At 57.1% G+C, this 22,527-nt stretch carries 18 protein-coding genes; 3 read left to right on the top strand and 15 right to left on the bottom strand.

The window, feature by feature from the left end:
* Nucleotides 1–5: 5 nt before the first annotated feature.
* The 7 genes from neuC to ACL58G_RS10780 form a co-directional block, all read right to left on the bottom strand.
* A complete protein-coding gene (gene neuC, locus ACL58G_RS10810; RefSeq protein ID WP_440966793.1) occupies nucleotides 6–1,166 on the bottom strand; it encodes a UDP-N-acetylglucosamine 2-epimerase in 1,161 nt (386 codons plus the stop codon).
* Complete coding sequence (gene neuB / locus ACL58G_RS10805; RefSeq protein WP_440966792.1) at nucleotides 1,163–2,164, bottom strand: N-acetylneuraminate synthase; 1,002 nt, start codon at nucleotides 2,162–2,164, stop codon at nucleotides 1,163–1,165. The genes neuC and neuB overlap by 4 nt, the downstream gene beginning before the upstream one ends.
* Nucleotides 2,161–2,793, bottom strand: a complete 633-nt coding sequence (locus ACL58G_RS10800) for a hypothetical protein (RefSeq protein ID WP_440966790.1) — start codon at nucleotides 2,791–2,793, stop codon at nucleotides 2,161–2,163. The genes neuB and ACL58G_RS10800 overlap by 4 nt, the downstream gene beginning before the upstream one ends.
* Nucleotides 2,790–3,941: a LegC family aminotransferase gene (locus ACL58G_RS10795; RefSeq protein WP_440966788.1), complete on the bottom strand. Its 1,152-nt coding sequence runs from the start codon at nucleotides 3,939–3,941 to the stop codon at nucleotides 2,790–2,792. The genes ACL58G_RS10800 and ACL58G_RS10795 overlap by 4 nt, the downstream gene beginning before the upstream one ends.
* Before the next feature lies 1 nt (nucleotide 3,942).
* Nucleotides 3,943–4,923, bottom strand: a complete 981-nt coding sequence (locus tag ACL58G_RS10790) for an NAD-dependent 4,6-dehydratase LegB (protein ID WP_440966786.1) — start codon at nucleotides 4,921–4,923, stop codon at nucleotides 3,943–3,945.
* Between the two features lie 74 nt (nucleotides 4,924–4,997).
* Entirely contained in the window at nucleotides 4,998–6,191 is a 1,194-nt protein-coding gene (locus ACL58G_RS10785) for a GumC family protein (RefSeq protein ID WP_440966784.1), read from the bottom strand.
* A 60-nt stretch (nucleotides 6,192–6,251) separates the two neighbouring features.
* The gene (locus ACL58G_RS10780; protein WP_440966783.1) at nucleotides 6,252–8,642 is read right to left on the bottom strand and encodes an SLBB domain-containing protein; all 2,391 of its coding nucleotides are present in this window, start codon (nucleotides 8,640–8,642) and stop codon (nucleotides 6,252–6,254) included.
* Between the two features lie 855 nt (nucleotides 8,643–9,497).
* On the opposite strand from ACL58G_RS10780, the gene ACL58G_RS10775 reads away from it, so the two are divergent.
* Complete coding sequence (locus tag ACL58G_RS10775) at nucleotides 9,498–11,729, top strand: hypothetical protein (protein ID WP_440966781.1); 2,232 nt, start codon at nucleotides 9,498–9,500, stop codon at nucleotides 11,727–11,729.
* Nucleotides 11,730–11,756: 27 nt separating this feature from the next.
* Here ACL58G_RS10775 and ACL58G_RS10770 read toward each other — a convergent pair whose 3' ends face one another.
* The 4 genes from ACL58G_RS10770 to ACL58G_RS10755 all read right to left on the bottom strand — a co-directional run bounded on the left by ACL58G_RS10770 (nucleotide 11,757) and on the right by ACL58G_RS10755 (nucleotide 14,396).
* Nucleotides 11,757–12,008 (bottom strand): helix-turn-helix domain-containing protein, encoded by a 252-nt coding sequence (locus tag ACL58G_RS10770; RefSeq protein WP_440966780.1) that lies wholly within the window; start codon nucleotides 12,006–12,008, stop codon nucleotides 11,757–11,759.
* A 109-nt stretch (nucleotides 12,009–12,117) separates the two neighbouring features.
* On the bottom strand, nucleotides 12,118–12,471 hold the full coding sequence (locus ACL58G_RS10765) for a hypothetical protein (RefSeq protein WP_440966778.1): 354 nt from the start codon (nucleotides 12,469–12,471) through the stop codon (nucleotides 12,118–12,120).
* A 34-nt stretch (nucleotides 12,472–12,505) separates the two neighbouring features.
* Complete coding sequence (locus ACL58G_RS10760; RefSeq protein WP_440966776.1) at nucleotides 12,506–13,510, bottom strand: phospholipase A; 1,005 nt, start codon at nucleotides 13,508–13,510, stop codon at nucleotides 12,506–12,508.
* 169 nt (nucleotides 13,511–13,679) lie between these two features.
* Nucleotides 13,680–14,396 carry a pseudouridine synthase gene (locus ACL58G_RS10755; protein ID WP_413337261.1) on the bottom strand — a complete coding sequence of 239 codons (717 nt, stop codon included), beginning with the start codon at nucleotides 14,394–14,396 and terminating at the stop codon, nucleotides 13,680–13,682.
* Nucleotides 14,397–14,615: 219 nt separating this feature from the next.
* On the opposite strand from ACL58G_RS10755, the gene ACL58G_RS10750 reads away from it, so the two are divergent.
* Complete coding sequence (locus ACL58G_RS10750; protein ID WP_413383197.1) at nucleotides 14,616–15,044, top strand: hypothetical protein; 429 nt, start codon at nucleotides 14,616–14,618, stop codon at nucleotides 15,042–15,044.
* Nucleotides 15,045–15,267: 223 nt separating this feature from the next.
* On the opposite strand, the gene ACL58G_RS10745 is transcribed toward ACL58G_RS10750, so the two are convergent.
* Genes ACL58G_RS10745 through ACL58G_RS10730 form a run of 4 tightly spaced genes read right to left on the bottom strand, consistent with a single transcriptional unit; the run spans nucleotide 15,268 to nucleotide 18,394 of the window.
* On the bottom strand, nucleotides 15,268–16,269 hold the full coding sequence (locus ACL58G_RS10745) for a S49 family peptidase (protein ID WP_413383195.1): 1,002 nt from the start codon (nucleotides 16,267–16,269) through the stop codon (nucleotides 15,268–15,270).
* 15 nt (nucleotides 16,270–16,284) lie between these two features.
* Nucleotides 16,285–16,683, bottom strand: a complete 399-nt coding sequence (locus tag ACL58G_RS10740; protein WP_440966774.1) for a Rieske (2Fe-2S) protein — start codon at nucleotides 16,681–16,683, stop codon at nucleotides 16,285–16,287.
* Complete coding sequence (locus ACL58G_RS10735) at nucleotides 16,680–17,339, bottom strand: HAD-IIIA family hydrolase (protein WP_440966772.1); 660 nt, start codon at nucleotides 17,337–17,339, stop codon at nucleotides 16,680–16,682. The genes ACL58G_RS10740 and ACL58G_RS10735 overlap by 4 nt, the downstream gene beginning before the upstream one ends.
* Before the next feature lie 38 nt (nucleotides 17,340–17,377).
* Entirely contained in the window at nucleotides 17,378–18,394 is a 1,017-nt protein-coding gene (locus ACL58G_RS10730; RefSeq protein ID WP_413385961.1) for an RluA family pseudouridine synthase, read from the bottom strand.
* A gap of 829 nt (nucleotides 18,395–19,223) precedes the next feature.
* On the opposite strand from ACL58G_RS10730, the gene ACL58G_RS10725 reads away from it, so the two are divergent.
* Nucleotides 19,224–22,457 (top strand): Rne/Rng family ribonuclease, encoded by a 3,234-nt coding sequence (locus ACL58G_RS10725; protein ID WP_440966770.1) that lies wholly within the window; start codon nucleotides 19,224–19,226, stop codon nucleotides 22,455–22,457.
* Nucleotides 22,458–22,527 lie beyond the last annotated feature (70 nt).

Raw genomic sequence — 22,527 nt, 5'->3', positions numbered from 1 at the left:
CTCAACTACATGCCAATGTTGTAAAACGATTTTTTCAAAATTCCATCCAATTGATAGGTGCGAACGATGTCGACTATTCTCTCGCTAGCACCACCACTTCCGTAAGGGTTTATAACGTTTGAAAGCTGATTTCGAAATACCGGATCTTCAGTCTTCGCGAGCGCTGCCGCAATAGCGTTTCGGTCGGGGGCGCAATCAATCACACTGGTTGCACGAAGACGACCTTTTTGTCGATCGCCGATGTTCACGGTCGGAACACCCAAACTTGGCGCTTCCGCTAAGCCACTTGATGAGTTCCCAACTACCGCATCTACGAACTGCATATATGACAGATAGCGCAGGTGTCCGAGTGAGGAATACGCACGCGAATTCGGATGAGTAGAAACAAACTGTTGCACTTGCTCAATTAATTGTCGACCGCCGGTGTCCGCATTAGGAAGCGTGAAAACGATGTGCGCATCATCAACTAGGTCAAGTGCAGCCAGCAATTCAGACATCTGCTGAGACGAGCTTTTTGCCTCGAGAGTAACTGGATGGAATGTAACCAAAAAATTGCGGAGGCCCAGCTTAAAATCAAGTGAAGCCTCGATAGCCTCGCGACCGAGCAAGGGCATCTGTTTGATCACATCAATGCCTAATCCGCCGACCAAAAACACGCGTTCAGGATGCTCACCTAACTGTATCACGCGGTGCCGGTACTCTTCAGCCGCGACAAAATGCAAATGCGACATCTTTGTAATAGAGTGGCGAAGCGCTTCGTCGAATGCCGCTTCGGTCGTTTCACCACCGTGCAGATGGGCTATCGGAATGCCCGCGATCAACGCCGCAGTGGCAGCCGTGAATATTTCAAAACGATCACCAAGCAAAATAATCACATCCGGCTGCAGCCGCGTGTAGGCATCTGCAAAGCCGATGAGGCCTAGACCCATACTTTTGGTGACTGCAGTCGCTGAGTCTGCGCTAAGCAACATCTCAACTTTAACATCAATAGCAAAGCCGGCTTGTTCAATCTCACGATACGTCAAGCCAAACTCTGGAGACAGATGCATGCCAGTGGCTAGAACTTGAAGTTCGACGTCCTGGGCTTCATCTAATCTTTGCATGAGTAAACGCAGTAGACCAAATTCGGCACGAGTGCCAGTGACCACGCAAACTTTTCGGTTCATAGCTCGATCAGCTCATCACATTGGAAATCACGGCGAGCTCGCCTGCCTATCACTTCGTCCCAACGCATCGGGGAGATACCAGTACCTGGACGCTTCGCGGTTAAATTGCTCTCACTGAAAATTTCACCCTCGCTAATAGGGCGGCTTGCCACCAACGACTTGCGAGCAATTGCCCGATTCTTTAGCTCAGATGTCGTGGGACGCTTGATACCATCACCAAGCGCGCGCTCGATATTACGAATGCCGTTAACCATTGCCGCCAACTCAGATGGTTCAAGACTGGCTTGATGATCTGGCCCCGGAAGTTTGCGGTCAAGCGTGAAATGCTTTTCAATCACAGTTGCGCCAAGCGCAACTGCAGCGAGAGGGATTTCAATTCCGCGAGTGTGGTCCGAGTAACCAACATTTACGCCAAAGGCATGCTTAAGGCTAAGCATTGCACGCAGATTTACTTCGTCCAAAGGTGCCGGATACTCAGTAGTGCAATGCAAGATCGTAATCTTGTCACGTGATGTGCCGCTCTGCTCTATAACTTCTAAAGCTGCTTCCACATCCCCCATACTTGCCATGCCCGTAGATAAAATTACCGGCTTGCGTAGACGCGTCATATAGCGCAACAGCGGTAAATTAGTCAGCTCACCTGATGGAATCTTGATTTGATCAAGCCCCAACTCGACAAGCATATCGAAACTCGCAACGTCAAAAGCCGTAGAAAAGAATCCGATACCGTGACGGCCACACTCTTCAATTAATACTTCATGATCCCGCCGGGACAACTCAAGCTTGCGCACCATCTCATACTGACTTTCGGCACTCCCTGTAGTTTGTTTTTGGTAGTCAGCCTTCGGTGCATCCGCCGAGATAATACTGCTCGCAATAAAACTTTGAAACTTTACAAGATCAGCTCCCGCTGCAGCCGCACTTGCGATCAGCTTTTTCGCGAGTTCCAGATCACCGTTATGGTTTACTCCTGCCTCGGCAATTATTAACGTTCTCATTTTATCCTCTTCGCGGGAATGCCCACATACACTGCCTGCGGCTCGCACGCGCGCACCACGACAGAGCCAGAGCCGATAACAGTATCGTTCCCAATAATTAATTTGGCAGTCACATCACCTTGGTTGATAATAGCTCCGGCCCCAATCCAACAACGCGCACCAATGTGCACGTTACCTGAGACGCACGCGCTCGGTGCAATATGAACAAAGTCATCGATAATGCAGTCATGTCCAACTGTCGAATTTCTATCCAATACGACAAAATTGCCGATCTGAATATGATTGGTCAGTCGGACCCCGGCTGCGACAATTATACCGCGGCGCGCAAGCACTGCTTCTTTCTGAGCGCGACCGAAAGTGGCGTCTGGGTGAATCAAATTAGCGAACGTAAAATCATTATAAAGACGTACCAATCGCTGTCGAACGTTTTGGTTACCAATGCCAATTGCGAAGGGAATGTCTGCATACTTCCGCACTCCACTTTCGACAATTGCCTCGTCCGAAGAATTCCATAACGTCAATTCATCTGCATTTTGTGCAATGTACAGTGGTTTGTACGATAACTCCCATGCGATATCGCCTATCTCTCTAGCAAAGCCTGACGTACCAAAAATACCAAGGCGCTTCATTGGCAAAGGTCTGGGATGACGCTACTCGGAATATTAACGACCCGCTCCTCTAGCCAGTGGGCGTTGGGAAGCTCGCCTGCACGAGCGCCATGATGAAATGGCAACCGGTTCATCAGAGCCCAGATCGGTCGCGTCATCACTCCACTTTCATTAGTCGTTTTGAGCAACTCGTCACGCTGGGCACGATCTTGGCAAATTACGGCGTTAAGCCAATAATTTGATTTGCACGCTTCCGGCTCACGCACGAAGTAGAGGTCGCTATTGTTGAAATAGTCGGCATAGCGCGCCGCCAGTGCACGTTTCGCCGATATAAACGATTCAAGAGCTTCAAGTTGTGCACAACCCAATGCTGCATTAATGTTCGGCAAACGGTAGTTATAGCCTATCTCATCGTGAACATATTCATAGGGATGGGGGATCTTTGCCGTGGTTGTCAGGTGCTTAGCTCTCGCTCCCACTACCTCATCGGTTAAAATCATTCCGCCGCCGCCTGTGGTAATAATCTTGTTCCCATTAAAGCTGAGTACACCCACCGAGCCAAAGGTGCCTGTGTGCCTTCCTCTGTACAGGCTGCCGAGCGATTCGGCTGCATCTTCGACAAGCGCGATATTCCATCGCACACAAACATCAACGAGACCGTCAAGGTCAGCAGGGTGGCCAAAAGTATGCATCGGAACACATGCACGTACATTTTTGTTGTCGGCGAGCGTCCGACATGCGCCATCCGCATCGATGTAAGCATACTCGTCAAGCCACTGCTCGAGCGCTTTCGGCGACAGTCCTAACGTGGTACGATCTACATCAATGAAAACGGGCTCGGCGCCGCAATATGCAATTGCATTGCAGGTTGCAACGAAGGTAAGAGGTTGCGTGATTACGAGGTCACCCGGCAGCACCCCCACAAGTTTTAATGCCATATGCAGCGCTGCGGTTCCATTAACTGTCGCGACCGCGCGTTGACTCCCCACGTACGCAGCCATTTCACGCTCAAAACGATCAACATAAGCGCCCACGCTGGATACGAAAGTTGAGTCTATTGTATCCATTACATAGTCGCGTTCATTTGCGCTGAAGATCGGAGCATGTAATGGAATAAATTCGTTGCTTTTATATTGTTCGCGAACGAAGCTAACGAGGGATTCGAACATATCAGACGTTGTAGATGTTGGTTTTATACTTCGCAAGATTTTCCGGGCGCACGAACCAATCGATCGTTTCCTGGAGGCCACGACGGATACTGTACTCGGGCTCGAATCCAGTCAAATCACGTATTTTCGTGTTATCCGCCCACAGACGAAACACCTCGGACTTCCCGGGACGTAAACGTTGATCGTCTGTGAGAAACTCGACATCACTATGCATCAGTTCTCGAATGAGATTTAAGGTATCCCCCACCGAAATTTCAAAATTCGAGCCGATATTTACTGTCTCTCCGATCGCGCGATCACAGCCGGCCAACGCAAGAAAGCCACGGCAAGTGTCTGCAACGTAGTTGAAATCGCGCGTTGGGGTGACGTCGCCAAGTTGAATTTGTTTTTTCCCGCTAGCAATTTGACTGATAATTGTCGGGATGACAGCGCGAGCTGATTGGCGCGGGCCATACGTGTTAAACGGTCGCGCGATCGTGAGTGGCAAATCAAACGCGTTAAAAAAACTCATTGCAATTGCATCTGCACCGATCTTGGTTGCACTGTATGGAGACTGTGGCTGCAACGGGTGTTTTTCATCGATCGGAACATACTGCGCGGTACCATAAACTTCGCTAGTTGACGTGTGAATAACCCTATTCACACCATTTTCCAGAGCGGCCTGGCAAATGTTCAGTGTGCCTTTAATATTGGTGTCGACATAACTATCGGGAGCGACGTACGAATAAGGAATTGCGATCAAAGCCGCCAAATGGAAAACCGTATCAATTCCTTTGGTGATATGCTTGCAAAAATGTGGGTCACGCACATCGCCGCTGAGAACTTCGATTTGATCTTGAGATGAGACATCTTCCAGCCACCCCCAAGAGTTAAACGAATTATATTGCGACAAGGCCTTGACTTGGCAACCCTTCTGAACCAACAATTCCGTGAGATGAGATCCGATAAAACCGTCGGCACCGGTAACGAGAACGTTTTTCATCTTTTATTAATCCATTCCAATATTTACGGCAACGTCATGCGAGATTTCCTCAATCGAAAATATCTTAGACGTTATTATTTAGAAGACAGCAATGTGCGCAATTCAGCCCAACGGCTTGCCTTTTCTGGCTCATGAATTATGCGCTGTTTCATATCAAGAATAAAAGCCCAGATAACTGCCACAAAAAAAGCAGCAATACTACAAATCAAGACAATGATCGCACGTTTTGGTTTAACTTTTTTTTCCGGCTGAACAGCAGGATCAAGCACTTGGATAATCGAAGGATCTTTCGCTTCATCCAGCCGGGCAATCTCATACTGCTTGGCAAGTAATTCATACAGCATCTGGTAGTACTTCACGTCACGTAAAATCTTGATATTTTCGAGGCCTGCTGGCCGGCTGACGCCATCGCCTGTGGAACTCCCGCCATTTTCCAGTCTAGATAACTCGTTACGTAAGCTCTTAATCTCCTCTTCCGTACGCAAGTAGTCCGGATGAGTGGCGGTAACGAATGCCTGCATCGAATTACGTTCGATTTCTTTAGCAGATATTTTTGCTCTGAGGACAGCAATTGTCTCCACCATTGCTCTACTTTCGGCATCGACGCTAATAACTCCGTGCGTGTCGAGTGAGCTTTTCAGTGAAATTTCCGCCTTAGATAAGTTGTTTTTTGCGACTTCAAGCTCGCGCTCGAAAAACATCCGACGTTGGCTCGCCTCGGTTACTGCGAGCAAGCGTGTTAGCCTCAACAACTCGGAAATATATGCATTAGCCAAATTTGCTACAAGCTTCTGATCTTTATCTTCGACTTCAATTTCAATTAGACCGTCTTTTCCTGATGAAATATTCGTATTTTCGGCCAACTGACGCCGTGCGCTTTCTAACGATTCTGTTTCATATGTCTTCTTCAGATCAAACTGTGCAACCAGTCGATCAGCCACTGTACGGCTATTTAACATTGCGACATAAAGATCATTCGGATTCTTCAGCGCACCGGCCGCTGCGGCTATACCAGCAACACCTCCGAGCTGTGACAACATAGCGACTGCATTGGATTGCGGCTGCTGCGGTGGAAGCAATTTGGCACTTGATCTATAAATATTGGGCAAAACAAAACTGATCGCAGCACAAAGGACAGCAATAACGATGGGGAATCCGAAGATTAGCCTTTTATGCTTTGCCAAAATAATTAGTAGCTCAACGGCGCTAAATGAATTAGCGTCTTGTGTAGCGTGGCGCGGTGTTTCATGAATCTGCGGTTGGCTCATATATTTACGTTATTTTTTCTACTTTAACTGGATCGATCAATCAATTCTTTATACAGTTCCTTAGTCACGTAATGTTTTCACTGCGGCTGCACCCAATCCGAAGTTTGCGAATATCTGCGTCCACTCACGAGCGCCTTGCATAAATTTGCTCCAAGCTGTCTGACGATCGAACTTTTCTGGAACGACGATCGTATCGCCTGGCATAACTTCAACGCCACCAATCTTGCCGAAGAACCATCCTTGCGAATTCGTTGACACGACGGTACCGTCGATACGCAGCACGAATGCGTTGTCCACATCGGCGTCCATGGCCGTACCGGCTATCTTCAGGTAGTCACTGACCCGACTATTCGGTTTCCACAGCGGAGACGCCTCGACGTTAACGGCGCCAAAAACGTGAACGAAGGCGGGCTTCGATGGCACGACAAGACGGTCGCCGTTCTTTAGCGTCACTTGTGGCAAATGTGCGAACGAGCGCTCGTTCGGGTCTAGTCCGAACGCGATGCGGCCGCTAGACTCGAGCTTACGGAGGCGATCGATGCGTTCTTGAGCGATCTTGCGTTCAGTCTCAAGCTGAGCACTCGCTGCTGCCGCATCCGCCGAACTCATGGCGCGCAGGTTGGCCGCTTGGGTGGACTCCTCGTTACGGATCTGAGCTTCGAGCCGGTCTACCGCACGCTGCAGATTCGCCTGCTGTTCTTTGCGCACCTCCTCTCGATAGAACGCGGTACCGAACATATACGCGTTGGAGGTCGGGCCACCTGCTTTCGCGATCAAGGTTGACAGCGTATCTCCGGCCGTCATCTGGTAGACACCCGGTATTTTCACTTCGCCTTCGACACGTACAAATATTTGGCGCTTCTCCATTGGCACGGCCACATCGCTCTGGGAGAAGATCGTGACAGTATCGCCAGGCTGGAGCTGAAGATTGTCAGGTCCGGCAGGATGGAGAAACACGTTGCCTAGGTTAAAGGGAATCAGCTGGACACTCAAATCCGACCGGTTTACCCGTTCGACGACGGCATAGTCCCAGTTGATGGCGTCAATCAATCCGCCGATACGTGTTGCGATGCTACCCGCATTTTCGGTCGTGTTCTTCTCGTCGTTATCGACTGCAACGGTATTGTTCTGCCGCTTGATTGAGTTACGAGTGATCAGGTATTCCCTGTTCGGAATCAGGTCGGAGATATGCATGCCCTGTTTGAACGGCGCACGGACTGGCTGGTCGACGTTGCCACGCAGGACCACAGCGTTCGAGAATTCCGGGATGATCGAGGTCACATTCAACACGTCACCGTTTTTCAACGAGCGCTTGAGTCCTTCACTGTTTAACGCAAACTCTTCCACGCTGCGCGGACGGCTCTTGTTCGGGTCGATACGCTCCAGAAACGCTCGGCGCGGGTCAGCTACGACTGGCAGACCGCCAGCATAGTCGAGCACAGATTCGAGCGGCTCGTTACTGTATTTCAGCTCGTAAATCGCGGGGCTGTTGACCTTGCCTACCAGCGCCACAAAACCGCTCGCAGGCGGAATGTAAATGGTGTCACCATCCAATAGCTTGATATCGGCGGACTTATCACCTTTGGCGATAAACGAATACAGGTCGAGCTCGGCCACGACCTTGCCGCCGCGCTTCACCTGCACTCTGCGCATACTGCCGTTCGCGTTTGGACCGCCGCTGGCAAACAGGGCGGTCACCAAGGTTGACAGACTCGACACCGTGTACGTGCCCGGACGGTTCGCCTGACCAACAACATATACTGTAATGGCGCGCAACTGGCCAAAATTGACGCTGACCGTAACGCCCTTGTACAACCTGGCGATAGCGGCGCGAACGACGTTTTCGGCGTCGCCTGCCTTCACACCTGCCAGCACAACGGAGCCGACGGTCGGGATGTTAATTGTGCCGTTTCGGTCGACAGTGGCACGATAATCGATGTCGATCGTGCCCCAGCCGCGGATCTTCAATTCGTCGCCGGGACCGAGCGGATAGTCACTTGGAACAGGTGAATTCACGATCGGCGCGAACGTGGCCTGGGCATTGGCAAAAAACGCGGTGCCGAAAATCGGCAGGACTTGGCCGGTATTATCCGCAATGAATTTCTGAAACTCGCTGAGTTCAGGAGTTTTGACACTCGACTGGTTGCCAAAGTCAGATCGCGGCGTCATGCCGTTGATGCTGGCTCCAGCGTCGGATGGCATGCCCCGGGCAGTAGCAGCGGCCTGAGCATCCTGCGAATTAGTGATGACCACTTTCCGGGGTGACGTTATCCCCAGATTCGCCCCGGTCATAGTCGTAGTTGCCGTACTGTCATCGGTACCGGACTGGCTGGACTGGCTGGACTGGTCCTGGCCAAACAGGTCTGCCTTGCTGATGGAATTTTGGGCAAACGCGCCAACAGAAGCCGTGGCCAGCGCCACGGCTATAAAACTCTTGGTGAACTTGAACATTGGTTTTGGGAGAGATGGACTGGATGCACCGCGAACAATCTAGCATTTTACCTTAGGGTAACGGGCGAGCGAAAGGCTTTGTTATATCGCTGACCGCTAGTTGCCTCCTGTTATCTGTTTGAATTCAGCATATTTGCGACAATTAGTTGCGACCTAGAAAGAGGCAATCCATTCGTGCAAGACATTGTTACCGTTTTACACTCACCCATTGTTTGCGTGACAACTATGTGGATTGTGGTGATCTCGTACATATTGAGTGGCCGATACGAAGCGCACCAACCGTCTCAACAGTATTTACAAAAAAAATGATCCGATAATGAAGATTGGAATTAAATCTTAGACTTGATTTTTCCCATTTGGATCGCTTATTCTCACATTCGTAACTACACATGTTCGCTCGCAATCCTTCTCTGAACTTGTGTCTATTCAACGCGAAGCCGAAGCCGGCGCCGACATCGTCGAAGCTGAACGCACCAAATTCTTTGCCCGCTTGCCATCATATATTGCGGGACCAATGCCGGGAACATCGAACGAAGTAGTTCGGTGCAGCAGGACTGGTCAAGACGTTCGACGTAGCCAGACACCTCGCAGCCAAGCGCTGATCTGATAGGCAGCATTCTACGGGCTAAGGGCGCCGCTGGCGCGCAGAACCTGAATAGTCTCAAGGCCCTGGGCGAGAGCGTCAGCACTCGGAAGTGTTTTATCAAATAATATCGGCCTGTCGGCGGCCAGATCGGCAGTAAGATTGTCACGGCAACACGGTTGAAGTAAGCCCTCGCATGATTCCCAACTTACCCTCCCCTGTGGGGCTTTGTTCCAGTCCTGCTTACACAGGGCTTTGTTTTAGGATGACTGATGCAAACTAGCCCGCGAGTAAATTTACGCCTGCAAGAATTCACTGATTTCGGCCAGCCCCTGGTTGACGGCAGACTTTATACGTACAGTTACGGAACAAAAGCGCATAAAACCGCCTTTACCGATCCGGACGGAACGGTGCCACACACCTATACGGACGATGGGGTCGGCGGCAAATATATAGCCCTGGACGTGCGAGGCGAGCTTCCGGCCCCGCTGTACTTAAGCGCTGGGTCTTACAATATTTCACTTAAGCGTTCCGATGGGTCGACGGTATGGACCCGAAGGGCGGACTGCATTGACAGTTCTCTTCGATCGTGGATAGGGGGCGTCACAACCTCACTCGGCTCGGCCCTGATTGGTTTGCCCCCTGCCAGTGCCGGTGCCAGTACCAGTGCTGCCACGCACACAGTGCAGAACGAGCTGCGAGAGACAGTCTACATCGAAAGCTTCCTTTCTCCCGAGCTGCTCGCCGACGCCATTACGGGCGCGCCCACCCTCGACCATACTGCGGCTTGGCAGAACGCTATCAATGCTTCGGCCGGTAAGGAGCTGCTTGCTAAGTCAACGCACACGTACCGCTTCACCGACACCCTCACCATCCCAAGTGAATCCAAGATCAACTTCCGCGACGCGGTCATCGTTGACAACGTTCAGGGATTTTGGTCTGGCAAGAACGCCAAGCGCGCGAAGCCGTTGTTCTTCATTTACGGTGTGGAGAACGTCAGGATCGAGAATGCCCAGTACAAGGCGGTACGGACCCGCTCGACCCTGAGCGACTCCGTGCCGACCGTCGTTTTCTGGATTGGCGATAACCGGGGCGGAACTGCTGCGACTCGGGCAATCTCGGTGCGTAACATCAAAGCATCTGACTGCATCGGCTCGACCATGTTTTTCTGCATCAGCGGGAACGCCTTTGATATCGACGTCAAGAAGGTGGACATTACCGGGCCGTGCGCTTATGGCGTAAACATCGAATATGGCCGTGCTCCGAGCGAAACCGACAAGTACGGTATGCACCCGTACAACGTCTGCGTAGAGCAGTTCAATGGCTACGACAACCCTACGTCGATGGGCTTTCTCCGCGTAGCTAGTTGCTACAACATCAAATTTACCAACTGCTACGGCAAGAACGTTCGCTCTTTCATCTACGCATGGGCAGGGGATCGTGGCATCTCACGCGTTTCAGAAAACGTGGTTTTCGAGAACTGCAGCCATTATGCCTCTCCGGACTTCCTGCCTGGCGTGGTCAATTACGTGGTGCAGGTGATGGCTGCGGATAAGGACGGGTCTACCGGCGTGGCGCTGCCGTCGTGGACCAACTACGACCACCTGTTCATGTTCCGGGGATGTCAGTTCCAGAACAACAAAGTGCGGTCCAGCGCCGCGCTTCGCTACTACGGCACCCAAGGTTCCACCATCTTCGACACCTGCATTTTCCAAGGCGCGTACTACGGCGCTCGGCTAGATCGGACAGCAAAAGTAACATACATCCCTCTTAGCGCCCTTTCGTTTCGGGAATGTGTTTTCAAGGAGAACTATCAGGACATCACCATGGCGGGCATCGTTGGGGTGTTGTTCGATCATTGCAAATTCAAGAAATCAGACGGTGTCGTGCCGCCGATTGCGATGACCAACGGCGCGCACAACAACAAATTGCTAAACTGCCATTTTTCTGAGCTGAAGACGGGCATCGCGTGGGTAAGCATTGGCGGAGGTTGCAACGACAATGATATTAGCGGATGCGTATTTGAGGGCTCTGGCGGCTCTGGCGCCGCGCCACCGTTAGAATTGTCCTCACGTACCCTTGGACAGGGGAACAGCAACCGCTATTCGGCGCAGGGCTTGACGAAAGCGGGTATCAATTATTATGGTGTCCAAGGCGAGCCATCGACGATGGAATTCGACCTGGCAGGCCTTGTTGGGACGTCCGTAGACTCAAAAAAGCGGACTTCTTATTTGGCCGGCACATCGGCAGTGAACGCCACGATCAAGTCGATCATCAGCGGAAATGTTGGCGATGTCGTGGTGTTTCGCTCGACCTCGACAGGCGCCACCGTCACCTTCGTGGACAACGACGTCGCCGCTGGGACAGAAACCCGTCTCCTGACGCCGGCAAAGGGGAACCTAGTGAAAACGGGATCACGCTGGACCGTGTCTGCGTATCGAACAGCCACAGGATGGATTCTCTCTGAACAAGTCCTCTATCAACAACCTGTAGTGGTCAAGTAATTTTGGACTCGACGATAGCATCTTTCGCTACCATATTCCGTTCGCAGGAAGCGGGCGGAAGATTTGCGAGTATCGAGTGCAAACGCCGGCTGTTATAGATCCGGCGAGCCTGAGCTTAATCCAGCGTTGACGCCACTGCTCGACGCTGTTCAAATGAACCATGAACTTGCCCGCAGTCTGCCGTGACGTCAGCCCTTGGCTCAACCGTAAGACGCTCTGCGCTCGTATTCGCGTCCGCAGATGCTGTGGATAATTGCCATCGCTCGCAGCGTCCGCCACTCCTCGTTTGACAGTTCTAGCAGCTTCATCGATTCAGCTTCTACTATCTTGCCTAATCGACTTTGACAGCAAAACTGGAAGACTATTTAGCACGATGTCGCCCGTAGGGTCAGGCAGTTCGTCGCTGGCGGCTTGGCGCCTCTGCGGCTCGTCCGTCCTCCTTACAGCCTTCCGGCAAGCGGTACCGACGGCCAGTTGAGAGCGCACGGCAGCGGCGCATGCAGCGGCCATGGTCGAAATCGAACGGCCGGCAGACGCGGCCCGCGTTCAGATCGGCGTACAGCATGGCGAGCTGCGGCGCAATGAAGCGCCAGTCGTCGAAGGCCGCCTGCAGGGTTGGAGCGATGCCGTCCGCGATGTGGGCCGTCTTAAGGTCGCGCACGACGACGAGCTGGCCATTACAAGTGCCGTCTTCGAGTATGACGAGTTTTATGATGGGAGCAATCGGGAATCGCGCCGCCATTGCAGTGCAGAGCTCCCGCGCGCTGACGTCCGGTTCAGAACGTCCCGAGCAACCCCAGCCCCACTGTGTTCTGGTAATAGTTATAGTCGATCAGGCTCTGCCCATAACCCGAGAACAGGTGAGCATACCCCTTGATGTGCCCCGCCAGCGGAAACGCCCAGCTGAGCTGGACAGCACCACGCTCGGTGGAAAAATTGCGCCGCAATAGGGCCGAGTAATCGTTGCCATTGCTGCGGTAGGTCACGACGACATCGCCGCGTCCCATGTAATCGACGATGTCGCGGTTGTCGTCGTTGGCAGCCGCCTCGTTGACGCGTTTCCAGACACGCCCCAGCACCGTCCACCCTGCCCGCTCCAGTCCGACCTGGGCATAGACGCGGTTCCAGCTGCGCGACAATGTCGAGGTCTGGCCGTTCGACTGGTGCACCAGACCGAGATTAAGAAAGCGCGCATTCATCCCGAATACACTGAAATGCAGTGGAGTGACGGCCATCAGCTCGGGTTGATAGTTCGTCTCGCGAAAGGGGCTGGACGCCTCGTGATTGCCGGCTTGCCAGAAGCTGTTCTGGGTATAGCCAAACCACAGATCGACGGGCTTGGCGAAAGCGTTTTCGACGAGCTTCATCTTGAATCCCAGCTGGAACACGAGTTCCGAGTGCGCGAGGTCGCTTGTCAGGTCGGCGATGCGGCGGAACGGCCGGTAGGGTTCGTTGTTGGGATGCGCGGTGCGGGTGAACATCAGGTAGTTCACCTGATGCGGACGGAAATTGAAGACGCCACGCTTGTGTTCCTGGTCCAGTTCCCAATGATCGGCCAGGCTGAAATCTCGCATGGTGCCGGGCGAAGCGTCGACCGCGGCCGGAACGGGCGGCGCGTCGGCGACCCGGGCATTGACCAGGTCCGCATTTTGGATCGCCGGTGCCGGTGCGGCCGCAGGCGCGGGCGTGACGCCGGCCAGCCGGTCATAGCACGCCAGCCGCCGGGCGGCATCGGTCACGCGCGCGCAATCGGCCAGACCCGGATCGGTCTGCTGAGCCATGGCCGGATGTATCGCGAGGAAGGTAAGCAGGAGGAAGAGGCGGTGATTTCTTGCAGGCATCGGCATCGTCGGGGTTAAACAGCGACAAGAGTCGATGACGAGTGTCGCGGAAATCCGCATGGAATGTCGCACGGCAGCACGATAATGCGCGCCGCCGCGCATCACCGCATCAGCCCGGCACCAGCAAATCCAGCTGCGCCTGCTCCAGATAACACCACTCCCCTTCCTGCAAACCCAGCGACTCGAGCGTCAGCCCGCCGATCTGCGAGCGATGCAACGCGGCGCAATGGTTATCCGCCGCAGCCAGCATGCGCTTGACCTGATGATATTTACCCTGCTCCAGCACGATCTCCAGCTGATGATCGCCCCGCTGTACGCAGGACTGGGCCGCCAGCGGCGCGGGCTCATCGTGCAATTGCACGCCCGACAGGAGCTGGTCGACGAGCGCCTGGGTGACCGGCTCCTGGGTGGTCGCCTGGTACACCTTCGGGATGTGCCGCTTGGGTGAAGACTGGGCGTGGATGAACGGACCGTCGTCCGACATCAGCAGCAGGCCCGTCGTGTCATGATCGAGTCGGCCGACAGGCTGGACGTCGCGCCAGGTAAATTGTTCCGGCAACAAGGTCAGCACGCCTGGATGGTGGCTCGGCTTGCGGGAGCACTCGAAGTTGGAGGGTTTATACAAGGCGATGTAGACGTGTTCGCGATAGACCCATTCTTCGTCGAACACGGTCAGCACCAGGCCGTCCGTCTCCACGAGGGTCTTGTACTTGTCGTGGACTTCGCCGTTGATGGCCACGTCGCCGTCTTCGATCAGAGCCCGGCAATATTTGCGTGTACCGAAGCCTTGCGACTGGAGCACGCGGTCGAGGGATAGTTTACTCATGGGGCGAGACTGTAGCAGAAGGATTGCAAGCGTCAAAGTTCAGCAACCCAGGGGTTTCAACTCGAAGCAAGAATTCGTTTGACACATCTCAAGAATTGACTATGTCCCGTTGATACACTGAAACCTGATTAGGAATCGACCTACAGTTACTGAGTGTAGGACTAAGGGTGGGCCGCACCATCCGGCACATCGGATTAACCCCCAAACCACGAGGCAAACGTGCAGATCGAAAAAAAGCAGAACCATAGCACCCCGTCTTCATCCTCGGCCACAAGCAGCGGGACGAAGGTGGCCCTTGAATACGCCGCGATCTTCCCGACTCGGCTTGCGCTGGCGCGCTGGACGCGCGGTGGCGACATCCCGCATGTACATTGTTTTGAACACCAGCTGCCGATGCGCGCCGTATGGTATGAGCAGGCTCAGCGCCGTTTTCAGGCCTGGCTGGAGTCAGGCGGCTTTCACCAGCCTGAGCCGGGCAGTCTCGATAGCGTTATCGCCGAGACATCGCAGCAAGCGGACGAGGGCGCACTCCTGAGCCGGAAAGTGGTCGTGCATGGCGGCCCGCGCTCGACGTCACGGTCGTCAGCCACATCGTTAGCAAATGTGAAATCGATTCCAGGCGCGCCCGACGACGAACGCCCAAAATGAAAACGACGGCGTACGCCGTCGTTTCCTTCCCGATTGGGACTCCAGCTTGAGGAATTGAATTCTCTCGAAACCGCACGGATGCGGGTCTGAAGCGGTTCCAGCAACGCCAAGAACAGGCTGGTTTCTTGTCGCTCGCGCCGAAACAGCTACACACCAACTATAGCCCACCGTTTGTAAGTTTCAAGCCCAATATTGAGACATATCAGTCGCCCGATGCCCGTGCTCAGCGCAAGCTGGGTACGGCACCCCGGTACATCGAATGCACCGCACCGGCGCCGACCGACGCGCCAAATTTCTTCAGCACACGCTCCGGCAAGCCCTCGTGCGCCGTGTAATCGATGATGTCTTCCGCCTTCACGACATCGCGCGCGACCGTGTCCACGGTGCCGAAGCCATCCGCGAGGCCCATCTCGACCGCCTTGGCCCCGGTCCAGTAAAGGCCGGAAAAGATTTCCGGATTTTCCTTCAGGCGCTTGCCGCGTCCGGCACGCACGACGGCAATGAATTGCTCATGGATTTCGTTCAGCATCTCGAGCGCATGCTGCTTCTGCTTGTCGGACTGCGGGCTGAACGGATCGAGGAAGCCCTTGTTCTCGCCCGCCGTCAGCAGGCGGCGCTCGATGCCGAGCTTGTCCATCAGGCCGGTGAAGCCGAAGCCGTCCATCAAGACGCCGACCGACCCGACGATACTGGCCTTGTTGACGTAGATCTTGTCGGCCGCCGCTGCGATGTAATAGCCGCCCGATGCGCAGATCTCGTCCACGACCACGTACAGGGGCTTGTTCGGATATCCCTTCTTGAGGCGCTGGATTTCGTCGACGATGATGCCCGCCTGCACGGGACTGCCGCCCGGGCTGTTGATGCGCAGGACGATGGCTGCAGAGCCCGGATCGGAAAATGCCTTGTTCAGCGACGGGATGACGGTATCGGCGGCACCGCTGCCTTCGTCCTCGATGGCGCCGTCGATCTCGATCAGCGCGGTGTGGCGGCCCAGCGCCTCGATATCCGAACTGCCGAAGTTGAAGTCGAAATAAGCCCAGATCGCGAAAAATGCCACCAGAAGAAAGGACATTTTGAAGAAGATGCCCCAGCGGCGCGCGGCCCGCTGCTCGCGCACGGTGGCAAAGACGAGGCGTTCCAGGGTCTCGCGTTCCCAGTTGCTGAAGGTCGGCGGTGCGGCCGTTCGGTTGTCGTTCGGATTGTCGTTCCTGGTGTTGTCGCTCATAGTTACCTGGTGTGGTTACCCCATCTGGCTACCGGACTGGCCGGATGCCGGCGGACGGATATGCTGGTCCGGTTGCCAATAAATCCGGTTATCGGCTTCCCGCACGGTAATCGGCCGCAGTTTGCCGCCACGGCAAGGACCGCCTGCGCAGGCCCCGCTCTCGGGCAAGTAGATGGCGCCATGCGTCGAACACATGAGATAAAGCTTGCTCGATTCGAAGAATTCGCCCTTGAACCAGTCCAGTTCGACCGGCACGTGGGCGCAGCGGTTCAGGTAGGCGTAGATCCTGCCGCCGAAGCGTACGACGAAACCGGTCGCATCGTCACCGAACGCCAGTACGGGGAAACGGACGCCCTTGCCGCCGTCCTCGACGGTCGCGGAATCGCAAATATAGACGTCTTCGGTATCGCTCATGCGTTCTCGACCAGCCACTGATGCAATTCGGGCACGTTCTTTGCCGTGAAAACCGGATGGCATGCCTGCAACTGCTGGACTGGATGGGCGCCATATTCGACGGCGATGCCTGTGGCGCCGGCATTATTTGCCATAAGCAAGTCATGCGTCGTGTCGCCGATCATAACGGTGCGCCGCATGTCCTGGCCGAGTTCCCTTGTCAATTCTTGCAACATTGCGGGGTGCGGTTTGGAAAATGTCTCGTCGGCGCAACGGGTCGCATCGAACACGGACAGCAGCCCCGCCGCGTTCAGGGCGCGGTTCAGGCCGACCCGGCTCTTGCCGGTCGCCACCGCGAGGAAATAACCCTCCTGGGAAAGCTCGTCAAGCATCGCCCGCACGCCCTGGAACAGGACCAGTTCGTGGTCTTTCGTCAGGAAGTGGTAGCGATAGCGTTCGACCATGCGCGGATACAGGGCCGGCTCGATGTTCGGCATGACGGCCTGCATGGCTTCGCCCAGGCCGAGGCCGATCACGTGCGAGGCCGCGGCGTCGCTTGGAACAGCCAGGCCCAAGTCCTTGGCTGCAGACTGTATACATTTGACGATGGTGGCGGTGCTGTCCATCAGCGTGCCGTCCCAATCGAAGACAATCAGATCGAATTGCTTTCTTGCCATGTCTCCCGGCGCTCGTGGCGCCGGCTCCTCATTCCGCGTTATCGATGGGTGCTGCGTGTTTTGAGTTCCTGCGCTGGCCCCAAGCTTACCAAGAAACGCTCGCATTCCGCCGGCAACGGCGCCTTCAGGGTGAGCGGCTTGCCCGTGTCGGGGTGCTGGAACGTGATCTGGTACGCGTGCAGGAACATGCGGCGCAAGGCACCGCGCGCATCATTTGCCTTCTGAAGCTGCTTGTTGAGCGCAAAATCGCCGTATTTCTCGTCACCGAGGATCGGGAAGCCGCTCGAGGCCAGGTGCACGCGGATCTGGTGCGTGCGCCCCGTCTTGAGTTCCGCCTCCAGCAGCGCGAACGCCGGCCATTTGCGCAGCAGGTTGAATACCGTATGCGCTTCCTGGCCGCCCGCCTGCACGACGACGCGGCGCTCGCCGTCCGGCGTCGTGTATTTGTGCAGCGGCAGCTTCACGTGCTGGCGCGGATTGCGCCAGTCGCCGGCCACCATCGTCAGGTAGCGCTTGTCGGTTGTGCCGTCGCGCATTTGCTCGTGCAGGTTAGTCAACGCGGAGCGTTTCTTGGCAAGCAACAGCAAGCCGGACGTTTCACGGTCCAGGCGGTGCACCAGTTCCAGGAATTTGGCATCCGGCCGGGCTGCGCGCAATTGCTCGATGACGCCATACGACACGCCCGAACCGCCGTGCACGGCCACGCCGGCCGGCTTGTCGATGACGAGCAGGTGGCTGTCTTCGTGCACGATGGCAAATTCCGCGCCCGGCACAGGGGCGCTGCCCGCGGCCTTTTCGGCGATGCGGACAGGCGGGATGCGGACGATGTCGCCCGTTACCAGGCGGTACAACTGATCGATGCGGCCTTTGTTCACGCGCACTTCGCCGGAGCGGAGAATGCGGTAGATATGGCTTTTTGGGACACCCTTGCAGACGCGCAGCAGGTAATTATCGATGCGCTGGCCTGCTTCTTCCTCGGTGATTGTGACAAACTGAGCAGTGGCAGGGGGGCGGCTATCTGTCTGTGATGAAGGGGGAACAACATCGTTTTGCATGGTCATTCGCTCTGTCTTCCCAGAAATTCTCTCTAAGTCCTTCATTTTGAATATATAATCGACAGGCGGCGGTCAAACCTCTGCAGGTGTAAGAATTAAAACGATATTTTACACAGGGGCGTCTCCATCGGCCCCGCCAAAATGCAAATTCGATGGAAAAAAACGGAATCCCCAAACCGTCGCAAGCGGCAGTAGTGTCGCGGCATCGCAGCGACAATGCGAAAGCGCAGCGGCGGATTTCAAGGATTTCTAGACGTGTACGCACATTCCTGTGCGGACCTGGGTTGCACCGCAGTTGCAACCGGGTAGCCGCACAGGATGCAGGATTGGATTGTTTGGAATTGTAAGGATAAGTACCGGCAAGCCGGCCGCAGGGTCGGCTCGCCGGGTGATGGCGTCGATAACGCTTGCCGTTCGCCCGACCCGAAGTAAGGAGCCGCTAGACCGTCGTGAGCTGTAGCAGTGTTGTTGGAGACAGTCATCCGGGAAGATCAAGCAGGTGCGCAGCACGCACCGCGGTCTTCACGCCCCGGAGCGCCCGTTTCGGCAGCACCCTTCGGCTCCCCGGCATGCGCGCCCACTGAAGATCTGGCTGTGTCGCACCGCTTGCCTGCCCCTGTGCCGCCCCGATCGGGCCGCCCGGGCCGGCGAGGACGCTCGTGCGCGAGGCAATGTCGTTCGACGCCACTGCGCCCTGTGGCCGGCAATGCCGTGCCACACCCCGGGCATACCACCGCCAACACTCCCTTCACCGCGTACATCCCTGTACTTTCGCCGCTCTTGCATAAAGACGGCATGAAACGGCCCACGGGTCGCGGAGTTTATAAAAATGAAACGTATGTTGTTTAACGCTACCCAGCAGGAGGAGCTGCGCGTAGCGATCGTCGATGGCCAGAAACTGATCGACATCGATATCGAGACCGCCGGTCGCGAACAGCGAAAGTCGAACATCTACAAAGGCGTCATCACCCGCATCGAACCCTCTCTTGAAGCCTGTTTCGTCAGCTACGGCGAAGAGCGCCACGGTTTCCTCCCCTTCAAAGAAGTTGCCCGCTCCTATTTCCGCGACGGCGTCGACGTCCGCAATTGCACGATCAAGGAAGCCCTGCGCGAAGGCCAGGAAATCATGGTCCAGGTCGAAAAGGAAGAACGCGGCAACAAGGGCGCGGCCCTGACCTCGTTCATTTCGCTGGCCGGCCGCTACCTGGTCCTGATGCCGAACAATCCGCGCGGCGGCGGCGTGTCGCGCCGCGTCGAAGGCGAGGAGCGCCAGGAACTGCGCGAGACGATGGACAAGCTGGACCTGCCGCAGGGCATGTCGGTCATCGCCCGCACCGCCGGCATCGGCCGCAACGTCGAAGAACTCCAGTGGGACTTGAATTACCTGATGCAGCTGTGGCGCGCGATCGAAGGCGCCGGCAAGTCGGCCCCGGGTCCGTTCCTGATCTATCAAGAATCGTCGCTGGTCATCCGCGCGATCCGCGACTACTTCCAGCCCGACATCGGCGAAGTCCTGATCGACACCGACGAGATCTTCGACCAGGCCCAGCAGTTCATGAGCCACGTGATGCCCGACATGGCGCACCGCGTGAAGCGCTACACGGACGACGTGCCGCTGTTCTCCCGTTTCCAGATCGAACACCAGATCGAGACCGCGTACTCGCGCACCGTGCCGCTGCCGTCCGGTGGCGCGATCGTGATCGACCACACCGAGGCCCTCGTCTCCATCGACGTCAACTCGGCCCGCGCCACGCGCGGCTCGGACATCGAGACCACCGCGTTCAACACGAACCTGGAAGCGGCCGACGAAGTGGCCCGCCAGCTGCGCCTGCGCGACCTGGGCGGCCTGATCGTCATCGACTTCATCGACATGGAAGTCGCCAAGAACCAGCGCGAAGTGGAACAGCGTCTGAAGGATGCCCTGCACCATGACCGTGCACGCGTCCAGATGGGCAAGATCTCCCGCTTCGGCCTGATGGAACTGTCGCGCCAGCGCCTGCGTCCGTCGCTGTCGGAAGGTTCGCACGTGACCTGCCCGCGCTGCTCGGGCACCGGCCACATCCGCGATACCGAATCGTCCGCCCTGCAGGTGCTGCGCATCATCCAGGAAGAGGCGATGAAGGAAAACTCGGCCGCGATCCACGTCCAGGTCCCGGTCGACGTCGCCGCTTTCCTGCTGAACGAAAAGCGCGGCGAAGTCCTCAAAATCGAGACGCGCCACCGCATCACGGTCATCCTGGTCCCGAACAAGCACCTGGAAACCCCGCACTACAAGCTCGAGCGCATCAAGCACGACGATCCGCGCCTGGACGACGACGCCGCCAGCTACACGATGGCCGAGTCGGCCGACACCGACATGGCGTTCGCCAAGCGCCAGAAGGAAGAAGCCAAGCCGCGCCAGGAAGCCGTCGTCAAGACGATCACCCCGGCCCAGCCGGCGCCGATGGTCGACCGCCAGCCGGCCAAGCCGGTCGAGGCACCCGCCCCGGCACCTGCCGCCGCGCCCGCCGCTGCCGCCTGGACGCCGCCGGCCCAGGAAGGTTTCCTGGCCAAGCTGCGCAACTTCTTCTTCGGCCGTCCGGCCCCGATCGCGCCGCCGCCCGCACCGGTCGCCCCGCCCAAGCCCGCTGAAGCGGCACCGGCCGCCGGCGAACGCGGCGAGCGTGGCAACCGTGGCCAGCGCAATGCCCGCGGCGGCCGCAACGCCGCCGCCGGCGGCAATGGCCGCAACCGCGCCGAGCGCGAGGAACGCGATGTGAACGCCGCCGTGGAAGGCGCCAAGCCGGTCGAGACCGAAGGCAAGCCGGCACGTCCGCCGCGCCAGCCGCGCCAGCCGCGCCAACCGCGCGAAGCCCGCGAGCCGCGCGAACAGGCCGCCGTCACGGCGGATGCACAACCACAGGCCCCGCGCGCGGAACGTGCCGAACGCGGCGAGCGTCCGGAGCGTGGCGAACGTCCGGAACGCGCACCGCGCCAGCCGCGCCCGCCGCGTGAAGGTGCCGAGCGTACGGAACGCACCGAACGCGCCGAGCGCGCCCCGGTGGAAGCCAAGACCGAGGAGCTGAACGCGGCCCAGGCCGTGGCGGCCCAGGCGGCCATCACGCTGGCCGGCGAGCCGGAGATCCCGGAAGCACTGAAGCCGGTGACGGCGAACGTGGCGGAAGCGACCGCAGGCCCGGATGGCGACGAACTGGACACCGACGCGCACGGCGACGAGCCGCGCCGCCGTCGCCGTCGCGGCGGCCGTAACCGCAACCGTCGCGACCGCGACCAGGTCGAGGGCGCCGAGCAGGACGTCGTCGAAGGCGAAGCCCGGGCTTTCACGCCGGTGGCCGACGAAGAAGCCGCCAAGGTCCAGGCCGAAGCGAAGGCTGCGAAAGCCAAGCCTGAAGCCAAACCCGCCAAGGCGGTTGCCCTGGGTCCGTGGCCGTTCCCGACCTCGGAATCGGTCAAGGCTGCAGCCGTGAAAGCCGCGGCCGAGAAGGCCGCTGCCGAGCAGGCGGAAGCTGCCCGCGTCCATGCCGAGCAGGCCGCCGCGGCTGCGGCTGCGGCTGCGCAGGCTGCTGCACCGGCCGAGCCCGTCGTCGAGGCAGCGCCGGCCGCCCAGACGCCGTGGCCGTTCCCGACGTCCGAGTCGGTTGCCGCTGCCGTGGCCGACAAGGCCGAAGCCGATGTTGCCGCCCAGCCGGTCGAAACGCCTGTCGAAGCCCCGGCCGCTGCGCCCGCTCCGGCTCCGGCTCCGGCTCCGGCTCCGACTCTGGCTCCGACTCCGGCTCCGGCTCCGGCACCGGCTCCGGCGCCTGCCGAGGCTGAACAGCCTGTCGTCGCGCAAGCGGCACCGGTTGCCGTCGTCGCACCGGCCCCCGTGGCTGCCGCGCCGGCCGACCTGAACGAGGTGCTGGAGAAGGCCGGCCTGACGCTGGCGTCGACGGATCCGGCAAAGCTGCGCGCCGCCCAGGAAGCGGCCGCGCAGGCGGAGCCGCCGGCACGTCCGCGCCGCACGCGCAAGCCGGCGCCGCCGCCGGTCAACGAGCCGCTGATCCAGGTGGATACGCGTCAATAAACGCGTTGCCCTGACAAAAAGGAAGCCTGCGGGCTTCCTTTTTTTATACCTGTGCTACGATGACCGCGTC

Source organism: Massilia sp. GER05, from assembly GCF_052056005.1.
GTDB lineage: Bacteria > Pseudomonadota > Gammaproteobacteria > Burkholderiales > Burkholderiaceae_D > Telluria > Telluria orientalis.
The sequence above is the reverse complement of the archived record's forward strand: the minus strand, read 5'-3'. Positions and strand labels throughout refer to the sequence as shown.